Annotated in this window: 16 protein-coding genes, 2 tRNA genes and 1 pseudogene; 17 read left to right on the top strand and 2 right to left on the bottom strand. The window is 36.9% G+C overall.

The genetic code is table 11. From position 1 onward, the window contains the following. The first annotated feature begins 6 nt into the window (after positions 1-6). The 9 genes from HPS53_RS07170 to HPS53_RS07130 are packed head-to-tail and all read left to right on the top strand — an operon-like array spanning position 7 to position 7,563. On the top strand, positions 7-939 hold the full coding sequence (locus HPS53_RS07170; RefSeq protein WP_104369941.1) for a DUF4296 domain-containing protein: 933 nt from the start codon (positions 7-9) through the stop codon (positions 937-939). Positions 940-991: 52 nt separating this feature from the next. Continuing rightward, a complete protein-coding gene (locus HPS53_RS07165; protein WP_172205355.1) occupies positions 992-1,147 on the top strand; it encodes a hypothetical protein in 156 nt (51 codons plus the stop codon). A 51-nt stretch (positions 1,148-1,198) separates the two neighbouring features. Next, positions 1,199-2,446, top strand: a complete 1,248-nt coding sequence (locus HPS53_RS07160) for an MFS transporter (protein ID WP_172205352.1) — start codon at positions 1,199-1,201, stop codon at positions 2,444-2,446. Further along, positions 2,443-2,985 carry a bifunctional nuclease domain-containing protein gene (locus HPS53_RS07155; RefSeq protein ID WP_104369938.1) on the top strand — a complete coding sequence of 181 codons (543 nt, stop codon included), beginning with the start codon at positions 2,443-2,445 and terminating at the stop codon, positions 2,983-2,985. Before HPS53_RS07160 ends, HPS53_RS07155 begins: the two co-directional genes overlap by 4 nt. Before the next feature lie 7 nt (positions 2,986-2,992). After that, positions 2,993-3,724 carry a 16S rRNA (uracil(1498)-N(3))-methyltransferase gene (locus HPS53_RS07150; RefSeq protein ID WP_104369937.1) on the top strand — a complete coding sequence of 244 codons (732 nt, stop codon included), beginning with the start codon at positions 2,993-2,995 and terminating at the stop codon, positions 3,722-3,724. Beyond that, positions 3,721-5,076: a DUF4836 family protein gene (locus HPS53_RS07145; RefSeq protein ID WP_104369936.1), complete on the top strand. Its 1,356-nt coding sequence runs from the start codon at positions 3,721-3,723 to the stop codon at positions 5,074-5,076. Before HPS53_RS07150 ends, HPS53_RS07145 begins: the two co-directional genes overlap by 4 nt. A 2-nt stretch (positions 5,077-5,078) precedes the next feature. Then, positions 5,079-5,723 (top strand): ATP-binding cassette domain-containing protein, encoded by a 645-nt coding sequence (locus HPS53_RS07140; protein WP_104369935.1) that lies wholly within the window; start codon positions 5,079-5,081, stop codon positions 5,721-5,723. Beyond that, a complete protein-coding gene (locus tag HPS53_RS07135; RefSeq protein WP_104369934.1) occupies positions 5,720-6,925 on the top strand; it encodes an ABC transporter permease in 1,206 nt (401 codons plus the stop codon). Before HPS53_RS07140 ends, HPS53_RS07135 begins: the two co-directional genes overlap by 4 nt. Beyond that, positions 6,922-7,563, top strand: a complete 642-nt coding sequence (locus tag HPS53_RS07130) for a DUF3256 family protein (RefSeq protein ID WP_172205349.1) — start codon at positions 6,922-6,924, stop codon at positions 7,561-7,563. The genes HPS53_RS07135 and HPS53_RS07130 overlap by 4 nt, the downstream gene beginning before the upstream one ends. Before the next feature lie 248 nt (positions 7,564-7,811). On the opposite strand, the pseudogene HPS53_RS07125 reads toward HPS53_RS07130, so the two are convergent. Together HPS53_RS07125 and HPS53_RS07120 are read right to left on the bottom strand one after the other, a co-directional pair. Further along, positions 7,812-8,797 (bottom strand): annotated as a pseudogene (locus HPS53_RS07125) (transposase). Further along, the gene (locus HPS53_RS07120; RefSeq protein WP_172205346.1) at positions 8,763-9,149 is read right to left on the bottom strand and encodes a hypothetical protein; all 387 of its coding nucleotides are present in this window, start codon (positions 9,147-9,149) and stop codon (positions 8,763-8,765) included. The pseudogene HPS53_RS07125 and the gene HPS53_RS07120 overlap by 35 nt, the downstream one beginning before the upstream one ends. A 954-nt stretch (positions 9,150-10,103) precedes the next feature. Between HPS53_RS07120 and HPS53_RS07115 the strand changes: the two genes are divergently transcribed. The 8 genes from HPS53_RS07115 (at position 10,104) to HPS53_RS07080 (ending at position 15,619) form a co-directional block, all read left to right on the top strand. Beyond that, a tRNA-Arg gene (locus HPS53_RS07115) sits at positions 10,104-10,177 on the top strand. Positions 10,178-10,303: 126 nt separating this feature from the next. Beyond that, positions 10,304-10,906 (top strand): ribosome biogenesis GTP-binding protein YihA/YsxC, encoded by a 603-nt coding sequence (yihA, locus tag HPS53_RS07110; RefSeq protein WP_104369931.1) that lies wholly within the window; start codon positions 10,304-10,306, stop codon positions 10,904-10,906. A 9-nt stretch (positions 10,907-10,915) separates the two neighbouring features. After that, on the top strand, positions 10,916-12,706 hold the full coding sequence (locus HPS53_RS07105; protein WP_104369930.1) for an ABC-F family ATP-binding cassette domain-containing protein: 1,791 nt from the start codon (positions 10,916-10,918) through the stop codon (positions 12,704-12,706). 7 nt (positions 12,707-12,713) lie between these two features. Next, the gene (gene recR / locus HPS53_RS07100) at positions 12,714-13,328 is read left to right on the top strand and encodes a recombination mediator RecR (RefSeq protein ID WP_104369929.1); all 615 of its coding nucleotides are present in this window, start codon (positions 12,714-12,716) and stop codon (positions 13,326-13,328) included. A 7-nt stretch (positions 13,329-13,335) separates the two neighbouring features. Further along, positions 13,336-13,767: a hypothetical protein gene (locus HPS53_RS07095; RefSeq protein ID WP_104369928.1), complete on the top strand. Its 432-nt coding sequence runs from the start codon at positions 13,336-13,338 to the stop codon at positions 13,765-13,767. Next, complete coding sequence (locus HPS53_RS07090) at positions 13,764-14,954, top strand: glycosyltransferase family 2 protein (RefSeq protein ID WP_172205343.1); 1,191 nt, start codon at positions 13,764-13,766, stop codon at positions 14,952-14,954. The genes HPS53_RS07095 and HPS53_RS07090 overlap by 4 nt, the downstream gene beginning before the upstream one ends. Then, on the top strand, positions 14,955-15,476 hold the full coding sequence (locus tag HPS53_RS07085; protein WP_104369926.1) for a GNAT family N-acetyltransferase: 522 nt from the start codon (positions 14,955-14,957) through the stop codon (positions 15,474-15,476). Positions 15,477-15,545: 69 nt separating this feature from the next. Next, positions 15,546-15,619 (top strand) — tRNA-Asp (locus tag HPS53_RS07080). Positions 15,620-15,750: the final 131 nt, after the last annotated feature.

Genomic DNA, 15,750 nt, shown 5'->3' with positions numbered 1-15,750 from the left:
GTGCAGATGAGGTGTGAAGTCAGTACAATTACTAATATATTAAAGGCAATAGTGTTTTCGTTATTGTTGGTGGCTTGTAAACCGACAGTACCTGGCGAGTTTATTCAGCCTGACGATATGGAAGATATATTATATGATTATTATATATCCCAAGCAGTGGGTGGACGTGCGTCTGAGTCAAACTCGGTGTCATTCAACAAAAGTCTTTATTACTATGCGGTATTGAAGAAACATGGGGTGACAGAAGCACAATTTGATTCATCCATGGTGTATTATTATACACATTCGGAGCGACTTTATAAAATATATAAGAGCGTTGGCGACCGTTTGGAGAATGAGGCGTTAGGATTAGGTGCTTCTGTCGGTGAAATGGGGAAATATTCAATGTTGACAACAGATGGAGATACAGCAAATATATGGAAGGGAGAACAGGCTGCCATATTGATGCCGGTATCTCCTTATGATAAGTTGGTCTTTACGATAGAGGGTGATTCGACATTCAAAAAAGGAGATTCATTTTTGTTTAATTTCATGACAACGTTCTTTTATCAAAGTGGAACCAAGGATGCAGTGGCGTACATAGCTGTTCGATACGACAATGATAGTATTTCGACACATTCAACCCATGTAACAGTGTCTGGTCTGTCACAGTTGCGTATAAAAGGTAATGATGATAATGGCATAAAGGATCTTAGAGGATTTATTTATCTTAATAGAGGTAATGATGAGTCACGGACTCAAAAGGTCATGTTTATAGATAATATCCAGTTTGTCAGGTTTCACAAGCTGTTATCGGATAGTATTAGTCCGGAAAAACATGATGCTTTAAAGGCTGTTCCTGATTCAGCAATGAAGAATAATATTTCTGATACGACAATATTGAATGTACGTAAAGAGAAACGGATGCTTTTAAAACCGGGTAAGAGTGGAAAAGGGTAGAAGAAGGCATATTGCGGTCCATGAGGTTATTTTTAATGGACAGACATTAAATATGTGTATATTGGATATTGATGATGGGATTATAACCGGATATCATCAGTTTAATGCGGAAGAGCCTATGGTGGAGTGGGTCGGTGGTGTCATGGAGTTGCGAAATGATGAGTGTGGTAATATCATCGCTTACAGAAACGGGGCAAGATTTATATAAGTGTTTTATACAGCTACATGAATTAATAACAATAAAGAAAAAGTTAACATTATGAATCTAAAAGTACGTTTGGCATTATTGAACTATTTGGAGTTCGCCGTATGGGGAGCATATTTAACATGTGTGGGAGTATATCTTACTAAAATAGGAATGGCATCCATGATTGGCTATTTCTTTATGATACAGGGTATAGTCTCTATTTTCATGCCGGCAATAATGGGTATTATTGCGGACAGATGGGTACCTGCACAACGATTGCTCGGTTTGTGTCATCTTATGGCCGGATTGTTTATGTTGGCGGCAGCATGGTATGGGTATACGGAAGGGAACAACTCGGAGTTTGCTGTTTTGTTTTCCCTTTATTCCATAAGTATGGCTTTTTATATGCCTACGTTGGCATTGACAAATTCGGTGGCATATAGTGCGTTGGTAAAAGCTGGTATGGATACCGTTAAGGATTTTCCTCCGATAAGAGTCTTCGGTACTATCGGTTTTATATGTGCGATGTGGTTTGTCGATATTACAGGCTTTATGTCAAATCATAATCAATTTGTTACTTCGGGAGTGTTGAGTCTTTTATTGTTCCTATATACTTTTACTTTACCTGCATGTCCGATTGCCAGAGACGGGGATAAGCAAAGTTTTGTTGATGCATTTGGATTGAAGGCCTTTTCCTTGTTCCGTCATAAAGACATGGCGATATTTTTTATTTTCTCAGCATTGCTCGGTGTATGTCTGCAAATAACGAATGGTTTTGCGACACCATATATAGAAAGTTTTAAGTCAATGACGGAATATGTTGATACTTTTGGGGTTCAACATGCTAATATACTTTATTCCTTATCTCAAGTTAGTGAGACATGTTGTATTCTTTTGATTCCATTTTTCATGAAACGGTTTGGAATAAAGAATGTAATGCTGATAGCAATGTTTGCATGGGTATTCCGATTTGGATTGCTTGGAGCCGGAAATCCAGGCAATGGTGTCTGGCTGTTTATTGCCTCTATGATAATATATGGAGTCGCATTTGATTTTTTCAATATATCCGGTTCGCTATTTGTAGATAAAACGACCGATGCGTCTATTCGTTCAAGTGCTCAGGGACTGTTTATGATGATGACAAATGGAGTCGGTGCTACTGTTGGAGCATTGATCGCCCAAGCGGTAGTAACATTACATACGTCTTCCGAAGGTGTAGAATGGAAGACTTGCTGGTACATATTTGCGGCTTATGCACTTACTGTTGGTGTTCTCTTTGCTTTAGTATTCCGACCGAATAAAGATAAGTTAAATAAATGAGCAGAATACAGCTTTACTTTAATGGCATATCGGAAGTGGTAGGCAATAGTAAGATGAGTGTTATTGTACTTACTGATATGGAAAAGAAAAGAGCATTGAGTTTTGTCTGTGATGAAATCATGAAGTATCAGATAAGTATCAGACTTTCGGATAAAACTCTTTCGAAAACATTTGTACCAGAAGTTCTTGTTCATTTGTTGAAAGACTTGGTTGATATTCAGAGGTTTGAGATAATGATTCATGGCATTGACGAAGGAGAATATAAAGTAGCATTATTGGATGCAAACGCTTTAAGTTCATATCCTATTAGACTTAGCGATGCGGTTCTATTATCACTAATATGTAGTATACCCCTCTACATAGACACTAAACTGATGTTAAAGCAAAGTGAACAGTACAAATTGAATTCAAGCAGAATGTCTATACCAATAAATTCCATTACCACACAGCAATTAAAAGAGGAGTTGAAGAAAGCGATAGAGCAGGAGAATTACAGGTTGGCATCATATATCAAAGAAGAATTGGAAAACAGAAAATGATTGTATTATGAAAGAAACAAGATTTTTTTATGTGCCGAATGCAAGCATTTCCGAAGAATTGCCCGAAGAAGAGGCCCTGCATGCGCTTAGGGTTCTACGATTAAATGTAGGAGATGAAATAGTCCTTATGGATGGATGCGGTAAGTATTACAATGCAGAAGTAACTTTCGCTTCCAATAAACGTTGCGTATATAAGATTTTAGAGGAACATCCTCAGAAATGTCAATGGGCACGGCATTATCATATAGCGATAGCCCCAACCAAGATGATGGAGCGTATGGAGTGGATGGTAGAAAAGGCAACGGAAATAGGAATAGATGAATTCTCCTTTCTTAACTGTAAATTTTCCGAACGTAGAATAATAAAACTGCCGAGAATTGATAAAATAGTTATTTCTGCAATTAAACAGAGCCATAAGGCATGGAAACCGCAAGTTAATGACATGATTGCTTTCAAGCAGTTTATTTCAACACCACGTGCCGGGCTTAAATTTATAGCTCATTGTTATACAGAGATACCAAGGAAATACTTTTTTGATGAATTGAAAACACAAGGGCAGATGGATGATGTGACGGTTTTAATTGGGCCTGAAGGGGATTTTTCTATTGAAGAAGTGCGTTTGGCAATAGATAAAGGATATGTACCAGTGCATTTGGGAGAAAGCAGATTTCGTACAGAGACAGCTGCGATAGCAGCTTTGATGATGATGCAACTGTCCGACAAATTAAATGGTAAATGATGAAAAGAATAATTATATATATAATAACGATTGGCGTAGTATTGAGTTCATGCTCATCTGATTACAGAAATGCCATTCCTGCAAATAGCATAGCGTTACTTTCTTTGGATGTAAAAGGAATTTCTGAAGCAGATAATGCTGGTGATAAAAGTATTATCAACAGTATTTTGCAAATAGAAGATATCGGTCAAAGTGGTATTGATTTAAATGAACGCATATATCTGTTTGAGGATGCGGAAGGAATGTTGGGGCTTGTGGCATGTGTTGATAATGAAAAGAAAGTTGAGTCATGGTTTGAAGAATTATCACAAAAGAATAAATGTACGAAAATAAAAGAGAGGAAAGGATATAAATTCTCCGTATTCAATGATAGTTTTGTGGCAGGTTTTTCTAAAAGTGCGATAATATTGATGGGACCTACCATTGGATCTGGACAATCAAAGTTGCAGGCAAAGATTACTAAGTATCTTGGAACAGAAAATGATAACAGTATAGTTAACACTCCAATGTATGAACGTCTGGATTCAATAGAAACTCCGATAGCCATGATAATAAGAGGGCAAGCACTGCCGGAAAAGATGCTCTCTCTTTTTTCTATGGGTGCATTGTCCAAAGCAAAGCCGAATGATATTTTAATGGCTGCATCAGCAACTGTCAGTGACGGATGTCTCAATATTGTTGGTGAGACATTTTCTTTTGATAACGATATAGACTTGTCTATAAAATCGTCGTTGGCAACCTATCATCCTATAGAAGGCAAATATATAGATTGTATATCATTGAATAATGTGTTGACAATTCTAAGCGGCGTGAATGGTGAGAATTATTTAAATCTTTTACGTAATAATATACCATTCCGTACACTGCTTATAGGATTGAATACGGCATTGGATATAGATATGATATTGAAAAGTATTGATGGAGATATATTGATGGCAATGCCTTCTGCGAAAGGAAAGAATTTTGATTTTCAGTTGTTGGCAAACGTTCGTGATACGGATTGGTTGGCTGATGTGGATTATTGGAAAAAGACGACCCCGAGTGGTTATGAAATAAGGAACAAAAATGATCGTGAGTTCTTTTATTCCGGTGCCGGGTGGAATATGTATTTCGGTATAAATAAACAGAACCAATTATATATAAGTACAACAGAGAACTTGGCTCAAACGGCCGGTTTACCGTCAGGAGAGCGTTTGTCGGAGTGTGTGAGAAATGGGATACGTGGGAAACGTGCTTGCGTTATAGTGAGCTTAGATGCTCTTACCAAGCAGATGCCGCAATTACAAACAGCGATGGACATTTTTTCGTCTATATTCGGAAATGTCAATGTCGTTGTATATAGCATGAAATAAATATGGATAAACTAGAATTATGTTCCGTTTTGCCTTCTGTCTTTGCTGATAATGACAGACTGTGTTCGGATGTATGGAATAGTAACGTGACTTTTGAACGCGGGCATGTCTACTTGATGGAATCTGAAAGCGGTAAAGGTAAAAGTACGTTTTGCAGTTATATGTTAGGATATCGGAATGATTATTCCGGTAAAATAAGTTTTGATCATGAAGATATTAAAAGCTTTACGGTAAGTAACTGGTGTGATATAAGAAAGAATCATATAAGTCATTTGTTTCAGGAACTAAGGTTGTTTCCGGAATTGACAGCGTTGGAGAATGTCATTATAAAAAACAATCTTGTCGGTTTTAAAGAAGAAAAAGAAATAAAAGATTGGTTTGAAGTATTGGGAATAGCTGATAAATTGAATGTTCCGGTGAGGTATATGTCGTTTGGTCAACAGCAGCGTGTCGCTCTTATGAGAGCATTGGTGCAACCGTTTGATTTCATTATTGCCGATGAGCCGATAAGTCACCTTGATGACAATAATGCTGTTATAATGGGGAAAATGATTGTTGCCGAGGCACAACGCCAGGGAGCAGGAATAATAATGACAAGTATTGGAAAGCATATAGATATGAAATACGAAAAAACATTAAGGTTATGAAGCTTGTTTGGAAATTACTTCGGCATCATATCAGTGTGCCGCAGTTCGTAGGGTTCTTTTTTGCTAATCTTATGGGAGTGCTGATAGTTATTCTCGGTTTTCAGTTCTATCGTGATGTAGAGCCAGTGTTTACACAACCGGATTCTTTCATGAGTGCAGATTATCTTATTATCAGTAAACAAATCAGTATAGGAAATACATTGTCTGGTCAATCCAATACGTTTACTGGAGCGGAGATAAACGATATTTCCAGTCAGAGATTTGTAAATAAAACAGGGCAATTTACTTCTACATTATATAATGTGAGTGCCTATATGGGAGTGGGTGGTTCTCCCATATTGAGCTCCGAGATTTTTTTTGAAAGCGTTCCGGATGATTTTGTGGATGCTTCTGAGGATGATTGGACATGGGATAAAGGTAGTAGTGTGGTACCTATCATCTTGCCGCGTACATATATTAATATGTATAATTTCGGATTCGCCCAATCACGTTCGCTACCTAAGATCAGCGAAGGATTAGTCGGCATGATTGATTTCCGCATACTTATCTCTGGTAACGGTATGAAAGACGAATACAAGGGAAAGGTAATTGGATTTTCCAGCCGGTTGAACACTATACTTGTACCACAAGCATTTATGGATTGGAGTAATGCCAAATATTCCGACAGGCAGCCAGAGGAACCGACACGAATAGTTATTGAAGTAGGTAATCCGACAGATGATCGTATATCGCGATTCATTGACGAAAACGGTTATGAGGTGGAAGACAATAAACTGAATGCAGAAAAGAATATGTTCTTTCTTCGAATGGTAGTATCACTTGTCATGTCGGTCGGTATCATTATAAGCGTTCTGAGTTTTTATATACTCATGCTCAGTATTTATCTTTTGGTGCAGAAAAACTCGTCAAAATTGGAGAATTTGTTGCTTATAGGATATAGCCCAAGACAAGTGGCGTTTCCATATCAAATGCTTACGGCATTATTGAACCTATCTATCGTTGCGGTAGCGTGCGTAATAATATATTTTGTCCGCAGATATTATATGGATACAATAGAGAGTATATATCCCAATCTCAATGGGGGAACGTTATTGCCTTCGATGGTATTTGGAGGTGTTTTGTTTGTTTTTATAACAATGATAAACAGTCTTATAATCCGCAATAAAGTGACAAACGACATTTGGAAACATAAATCAGAATGAATATAAAGACTATAATAACATTATTGCTTTTCCCTATGAGTATTCAACTGTTTGCTCAGGAAGTATCCATGCGTACCATATTCGTCAATATGCCGGATACGCTGTTACCATATATGTCAAGCGGTAATAAGCTTGATTTAATAGATTTTGCGGAATCAGGGATGGAAGCACAGGTAAATGATAATTTAGGTGACAGTGTGACATTAACCAGACTTACTCATGATTATTTGTATTTGAGATTAAGTCCGTCGTCATCTGTTGAATTGAAGATACTGCCATATCATGGTAACAGTTTCAGAGATTCATTAATAATATGTATGGTCTCATCTGTTGGCAGTGACATAAAAGAAAGTTCTGTTCAGTTCTATACCACCAGTTGGAAATCCATGAAGTCTTTGGTGCCAATTAAGTTTGAAATATCCAATTTTATGATTGAAGATCATACTGTAAGTGATGAAAGACTTAGAATTTTGACCGACAAATTATGTCCATTCATGGTATCGGCCAATCTATCACCAGAGACAACAGATTTAATTCTTAAATTGTCAATACCTCTTCTTACAGAGGAAGATAAGGGTGAGATAGGAAGCCTATTTATTCCTAAAACATTAAAATGGGATGGTAATATATTTAAATAGGTCAAGAAAATATGCTTAATTATCACTATATCATGGCGCAGGTATAATTTATGTTATAATTTTGCACTGTGTTTTTCATGGTATTAGATTATTAAGGTTAATGAAAAGTTGGTTGTCGTGATGATAATCAATTTCGGTTTTCCTCGCATCGTTTATTTCTTTAATAACGATGCGAGGAAATTTTATGAAGGCTGTATGAGTTTATGTATAGTTATGTTAATGTAAGCCAGATATGGGTCAGTAGAAATTTAGTGGGGATATGCATATATCTTTGCTATTCTAAAAAGGAAGAACTTTTTATCCACTACTCCATGTAAGTTTGCCCTAAAGAGTTTAATTTTTGCATTGAATGACTCCGCTGCCGCATTTGAGGCCCTGTTATTGTAGAAATTCAGGATGTCATCATAGTGTTCATAGAATGTAGCTGCTATAACATTGAACGATTTTATCTTTGACTCATCCACTTTATTGTACCACCGGGCCATGCCCAGTCTTGCGGCGTCCTTAATTGTGTTTTTAGAAAATATCATCCTTAAGGAATGCGAGAGTCCATACGCCATTTGAATGTCTGGATATTCTTCAAATAGAATTCCAGCTCTTTCTTTCTGTCGTTCAGTCCATTTGTCTGCAGGCTTGAACAGGAGATACCTACTTCTGATAAGTAGTTCCGGACGTGTGTCTCCGTTTGGAAAACGGTAAGGCATGTACGCTTTTCCAGTCTGTTTGCATTCCTCCATTTCTTCATTGCTTTGTTGCGACGCGTCCCACCGGTGAACTACACTGATTTCCTGTACGGCATCACAGGCAAGTTTCTGTATATGAAAACGGTCTATGACACGTTTAGCTTTCGGGAAAGCAACGGAAACAATCTTGCGCATGGAATCGGACAGGTCAAGAGTCACTTCCTCCACCGCTTCTCGTGTATCCTCGTCTATTTGCTTTGTATGACATCCTCCGACTTAGCCCCTGCCATGACTGCCACGAGACACCCCTCACGACCATGCCGGTCACGGTTGGTGATAAAGGTATATAGTTCACCGTTCGATAGAGACGACTTGTCTATAGCCAAATGTGGACCTATGTTGTCAGGGAACAACATCCATCTGTCCGCATGATCGAGTTGTTCCCAATCCCAGAACCCACTGAGTGTTTCCTTATACTGTTTCTCAAATGTATGACCATTTATATGATAGAACTCCTCAAGCGTATGGCAGGTCACCGGGGATGTCTCCATACGTCTCTTTTAAAAAAGCTCCAAATACCTTGGAGTAACGGGTGCCTTTACAAACCACATCCAGATCGATGGGGATACTGAAACTTTTGCCTGTACGCGTGTCAGTACAGCGACGGCGGCGTATCATCAAGATGACCCTATGGTCACGGATTGGGAAGTAGGTGACGCTTACTGCATTCATGAAGCCTTTGGATTCAAAGTGAACGTTACCAGACAAGTCCGGATTCATTAATTCATCCAGATGAATGTGTATTTCTGTAGATGTTTGCTTAATACCGACTACTGAAAAGTAGTTGAGGATTTCTGAGGGAAGCACGATGTGCGCCAAAACCTCTAATTGATTTGTTTCCATAAAGTAAAAATCGGGAGTTTCTTTAAAACAACGAAAAAATCCCCACTAAATTTCTATGAACTGAACCCAGATTATATGTAAGCGAGGTTGGACATTTAGGATGATAGATTGCATTGGAAAATTAATGAGTCACACCGTAAGTATATAATAAATGTCTCGCACTTCACAGTGTGAGACATTCTTCTTCAATAGGTATTAGCTTTTTTAAGGTAAAAAGATTGTATTCAGGATAACTGCCCCAAAGGTAAATCTTTATTCTAATACTCGCAAATCAAATTGTATGTTTAAAAACATATTTTTGATAAAATTTAATCAAAATGAATGTTATTGTTTTATTTGTAAATATAATTATCCTATTTTTCCGTATAATAAATGGGTGAAATAGAGTTATAAATGGAGGAGTATTGTAGAAAAAGAGTTCATGATTGATTTAAAATTATAATCTTTTTCCCAATGAGATGTTTGCTAGTTATATTTTTTTTGCTTTGCCGTTTGTCAGGTAACTTGCTCTAATATATGCTAAGAGTTATTTGTTGTCTGCTAATTGGGGACTCAGGCCACCATCTGATTTTTTTATTGTATATCGATAAAATGCAACTGGTTTATCGTTTTGTGTCTATTAAGGCGTTTGAAACTCGAAAATATTGTCTGGTTGATAAAAATAATAGACAAATATCATGAGGCCTATGTGAAAATGATTAATAATTATCCAAAGGGTAATTGATATTTTAATAAATTTGTGGATAAAGGCACAATGGGCAGTTATGTTTTTGTGGTATTGATGCGAATAAAAGTTGACGTGAATATTTATGCTTAATTTTATTAGTTTTGGTGTCCTTTTCAATAAAATATTGATTTTTTTTGAAAAAAGTTTGTGAAATGTTTGGTAGTATCAAAAAAAGTGACTACCTTTGCATCGCAATTCAGAAATGAGGCGCAAACAATACAAAAAGAGGCTCCTTAGCTCAACTGAATAGAGCATCTGACTACGGATCAGAAGGTTATAGGTTTGAATCCTATAGGAGTCACAAAGAGAAGCACTTCCGCTTCTCTTTTTATTTTATATACATTATAACATAAGTCTAAAAGTATTGTTTTTATTTTGTGTTTTGTCTATTTTACCGTAAATTTGCACCTTAAATAGTATTATTGATATGGAAATAAAGAACGCTGAGTATGTCATAAGTTCCCCCATGGTATCAATGTGCCCTAAGGATGTGAAACCTGAATATGCATTTATCGGAAGATCCAATGTGGGTAAGTCGAGCCTGATAAATATGTTGTGTAGAAATAAAAAATTGGCAAAAACATCCGCTACACCTGGCAAAACAATGCTGATAAATCATTTTATAATAAATAAAGAATGGTATCTTGTCGACTTGCCTGGATATGGTTTCGCAAAACGTTCAAAAAAAGAGATAGCGAAACTGGAACAGATGATAAATGGATATATATTGCAAAGAGAACAGCTTGTAAATGTTTTTGTACTTGTGGATATTCGTCTTGAAGCCCAGAAAATAGATATAGACTTTATAAATTGGCTTGGTGCTAGCAGTGTGCCTTTTGCAATTGTTTTCACGAAAGCAGACAAACTTAATACAACAAAAGTGCAATCAAACCTTATATCTTATAAAAAGAAACTAGGTGAGACATGGGAAGAACTTCCACCAATGTTTGTAACATCGTCAGAAAATAGGCAAGGACGGGATGAAGTACTTAATTATATAGAAGCAGTAAACAAGACATTTGCTGAATAAAATAACGCAATGGCAAAAGAAATTCCATATTTAGATGTTCAGAACCTGACAAAATCATTTGGTGCTCTTACATTATTTGAGGATATAAGTTTCAGCATAGCAGAAGGCAAGAAAGTAGGACTTATAGCAAAAAACGGTACGGGTAAATCAACGTTATTGTCTATTATATCTGGGCAAGATACTTATGATTCCGGAGAAATTGTTTTTAGGCGCAATTTGAAAATAGGGTACCTTGAACAGTCTCCTAAATTTAATCCGGAAGATTCCGTACTTGACGCTTGCTTCAATCATCGTGGTGACGATGAAATGGTGCTTAAGGCCAAGCAAATATTGACAAAGCTTAAAATTACAGATCTTTCTCAACAGATCAATCAACTTAGTGGAGGTCAGCAAAAAAGGGTCGCATTGGCAAATGTACTTATTACGGAGCCTGATTTATTGATACTCGATGAGCCGACAAACCATCTTGATCTTGAAATGATAGAGTGGTTGGAATTGTTTCTTGCCCGCGGTAACAAAACTTTACTGATGGTGACCCATGACAGGTTCTTTCTTGACAGGGTGTGCAGTGTTATTTTGGAGCTTGACGACAATAAAATATATACCTATCGTGGAAACTATAGTTATTATTTAGAAAAACGACAAGAACGTATAGATGCCAAAAACGCTGAGATTGCACGGGCTAATAATCTTTATAGAACAGAGTTGGATTGGATGCGGCGTATGCCTCAGGCTCGAGGGCATAAGGCAAGATACAGGGAGGAGGCTTTCTATGAGTTGGAAAAGGTGGCTAAACGGCGTGTAGAGGAGCGACAGATACGGTTGAAATCAAGTAGTGTATATATAGGTACAAAAATTTTTGAATGCCAGTATATATCCAAAGCATGGTCGCCTGAGTGTGTGGTGATGAATGATTTCTATTATAATTTTTCACGGTATGAGAAAATGGGTATAGTAGGAAATAATGGTACAGGAAAGTCGACATTTGTCAAAATGCTAATTGGGCAAGAGAAACCTGATTCTGGTAAAATCGTTGTTGGTGAGACTGTACGGTTCGGTTATTTTTCCCAAGAAGGTCTTGTATTTGATGAAAGACAAAAAGTTATAGATGTTATAACGGCAATTGCTGACTATATTGATTTAGGTGGCGGACGTCATATGACGGCATCTCAATTTCTGCAGTATTTCATGTTTACTCCCGAGCAGCAGCATAACTACGTATATAAGTTGAGTGGCGGCGAGCGGCGTAAACTTTATTTATGTACGGTTCTGATGCGTAATCCTAATTTTCTTGTATTAGACGAGCCGACGAATGATCTTGACATAGTGACACTTCAGGTGTTGGAGGAGTATCTTGCCGATTTTCCAGGGTGTGTCATTGTTGTGAGCCATGACCGTTATTTTATGGATAAGGTAGTTGATCATCTTCTAGTATTCAAGGGCAATGGGGAAATAAAGGATTTTCCCGGTAATTATACGCAATACAGATCGTGGAATGCATTGGAGTCGGCTAAGGAAGATAGAAAGGTGGGATGTGACAAAAAGGTATCGGGTAAAAAGAACTACCATAATGATACAAGGCGTAGGATGACTTACAAAGAAAAGATGGAGTTCTCTATATTGGAAAAAGAAATATCAGATTTGGAGCATGAACAGAAGAATATTGAAGCTGCATTGTGCAGCGGAACACTTAGTGTTGATGAATTGACTGAGAATAGTAAGCGACTTCCCGTATTACAACAAGAACTGGAAGAGAAAAGTATGAGATGGCTTGAACTTAGTGAGATAGAAATAAAGTAATTCAGGCATGGAACATCATTATCCTTCACGATTACTTGAAAAGGCGGTGGGCGAGTTTGCCAAACTACCGGGAGTGGGGCGCAAGACCGCTCTTAGGTTGGTTCTTCATCTATTGCGGCAGGACGTGGAATCTGTAAATGCTTTTGCGGGTTCAATAAGTAAAATGCGCAATGAAGTAAAGCATTGTTCTAAATGCCATAATATCAGCGATACGGATATTTGTCCTATATGTGCAGATATGAGGCGTGACAGCACTGTTATATGTGTAGTGGAAAATATTCAGGATGTTATGGCTGTCGAAAATACGCAGCAGTTCGATGGTTTATATCATGTTCTTGGTGGAGTAATATCGCCTATGGATGGTATTGGCCCAGGAGATATAGAGATAGAGTCTCTTGTAAACAGGGTATCTGAAGGTGATATAAAAGAGGTGATATTGGCTCTGAGTTCGACTATGGAAGGTGATACGACCAACTTTTACATATACAGGAAACTATCGTCGTTTGATATTGAACTTAGCGTTATCGCAAGAGGCATATCTGTTGGAGACGAATTGGAGTATACAGACGAAGTTACTCTTGGTAGATCTATATTAAACAGGACACCATTTGATAAAAAATAAATCTAATATGGATAAAACAAGAAAAAATCTATTGACAATATTCATTATTGCGATATTGTTGCCATTATTATTTGTTGGCTTTTTTGAGCTTTGGGGTATAGGACAAGGAATACTTTTAGATGCATACGGTCAATTAGAGTTTGTCGTTATGTCTGTTATGGAATTGGTAACCATAATATGTATACCAGTCTCACTTCGGTTGTTTAAGTTTACCAAAGTTCGTAAGGAATTGGCTTTCAGTGGAAAACGTGCGTTAGTAAAATGGGGCAAGATAAGGTTGGTTATCCTTGGCAGTTTGTTTGCAATGAATATTTTGTTGTATTATCTATTCATGCAAAGTTCATTCGGTTATCTTGCTATTATAGTATTTATAAGCATGTTTTTTGTGTATCCAGGCAAGACAAAATGTGAGGAGGAACTATATAATGCAAGGGGATGAAACTGACAGTTGTAATCGTAAACTATAATGTAAAATACTATATAGAGCAGTGTCTTAATAGTTTGGAGAAAGCTCTCAAAGGTATAGAAAGTGAAATTTTTGTAGTTGACAATCATTCAGAAGATGATTCTATCGGGTATCTTCGTAAGCGGTTTGAATATGTAAATATAATAGAGTCTAATAGAAATTTAGGGTTTGCAAGAGCTAATAATATTGCGATAAGACGCTCTTCGGGAGAATATATATTGCTGCTTAATCCTGATACGTTTGTGGGTGAGAATACAATTCGTGGGGCTTTAGAATTTTCGGATAAGCATTTGAATGCAGGAGGAGTCGGGGTTAAGATGTATAATGCAGACGGGACTGTGGCAATGGAATCGCGACGTGGTTTACCTACACCAATGACTTCTTTTTATAAAATGTGCGGACTTTGCGCAAAATTTCCGAAAAGTAAACGTTTCGGACGTTATTATATGAGTTATTTGGACTGGGACAAACCGGCAAAAATAGATGTGGTAAGCGGAGCATTCTTTTTGGTAAGGCGCTCTGCGCTTGATAAAGTGGGACTTCTTGATACTGATTTTTTTATGTATGGAGAGGATATTGATTTGTCATATAGATTACTGAAGGGGGGATTTGATAACTGGTATTTGCCGTTTCAAATATTGCATTATAAAGGAGAAAGCACGCACAAGACATCTTTTAGATACGTTCATGTGTTTTATCAAGCCATGTTGATCTTTTTTCGTAAGCATTATGGACATCTTAAATTGGGGGTTGTTTTGCCTATAAAGGTTGCCATATATATGAAGGCTTTTATTGCGTTTGTTGTGATGATGACTAAATGGATGCGTAAATCTCTCGGTTTTGTAGAAAAGTTTGGTAATGAGCCTAAGTTTATATTTATCGGAAATGAAAGAATGTTGAAATCGTGTATAGAAATATCCCATCGTATGGGATTAACGACAGAATCGTTTTGTGTGAAAAATGAGAATGAAATAAGGAAAATACCTTTCTCAGTTTGTGCGGATGGAAAGGCGGTGACATATATAGTTTTTGATACAACAGTGTACAGTTATGAGAATATAATTAATTTTATGTCAAAAAATAAGGATACTAATGTCAAGTTGGGAACATTTAACGTTAATACAGGGATACTTATAACTCCGGATGAAATAATAAGATAAATGAGAGATATGGATATTTTTCCACATGTAAAATTACGGGCGTTGGAACCGGAAGATCTTGAAATTCTCTATGAAATAGAAAATAATGTAGCGTTGTGGAATGTCGGAATAACTAATGTGCCATATTCAAAATTTACACTGCATGATTATATCTTATCTGTTACCGGAGATATATATACAGACAAACAAGTAAGATTAATGGTTGAAAACAAAGATAATGAAATTGTTGGGATCGCTGATGTCATAAATTTTGATCCTCGTCATTTGCGTGCAGAAGTCAGTATTGTTGTTATTGACAAATATCGTAATCAGGGATATGCCGGAAGTATATTAAATCATCTTGCAACGTATTCTAAGAATATATTGCATTTGCATCAACTTTATGCATTTGTAGCTGAAACTAATAATGCATCTATACACTTGTTTGAAAAAATGGGATACTCAATCGGTGGAGTATTACATGATTGGTTGTATGACGGTAATAGGTTTCAAAATGCACTATTGGTACAAACTTTTTTGTGATTTTTACAGAATAAATTTGGTTGTTCAATTTTTTATTAGTACCTTTGCATCCGCAAATGGAGAAAGATTGGTGCGTTAGTTCAGTTGGTTAGAATACATGCCTGTCACGCATGGGGTCACGGGTTCGAGTCCCGTACGCACCGCATAAGAGTTCTGGAATAAATATTTCAGAACTCTTATTTTATTACATAAACACATTTGAGTTTTGTATTTTCTTGTTTTTCCTTTGTTTTTCTCCGTCTATCAATTTTTTTGTTGTACCTTTGCAACTAAA

It is taken from the genome of Prevotella sp. PTAC (assembly GCF_013166535.1).
In the GTDB taxonomy this organism is placed as follows: domain Bacteria; phylum Bacteroidota; class Bacteroidia; order Bacteroidales; family Bacteroidaceae; genus Prevotella.
Note: the sequence above shows the minus strand (reverse complement) of the source record. Positions and strands in the feature narration are given on the sequence as shown.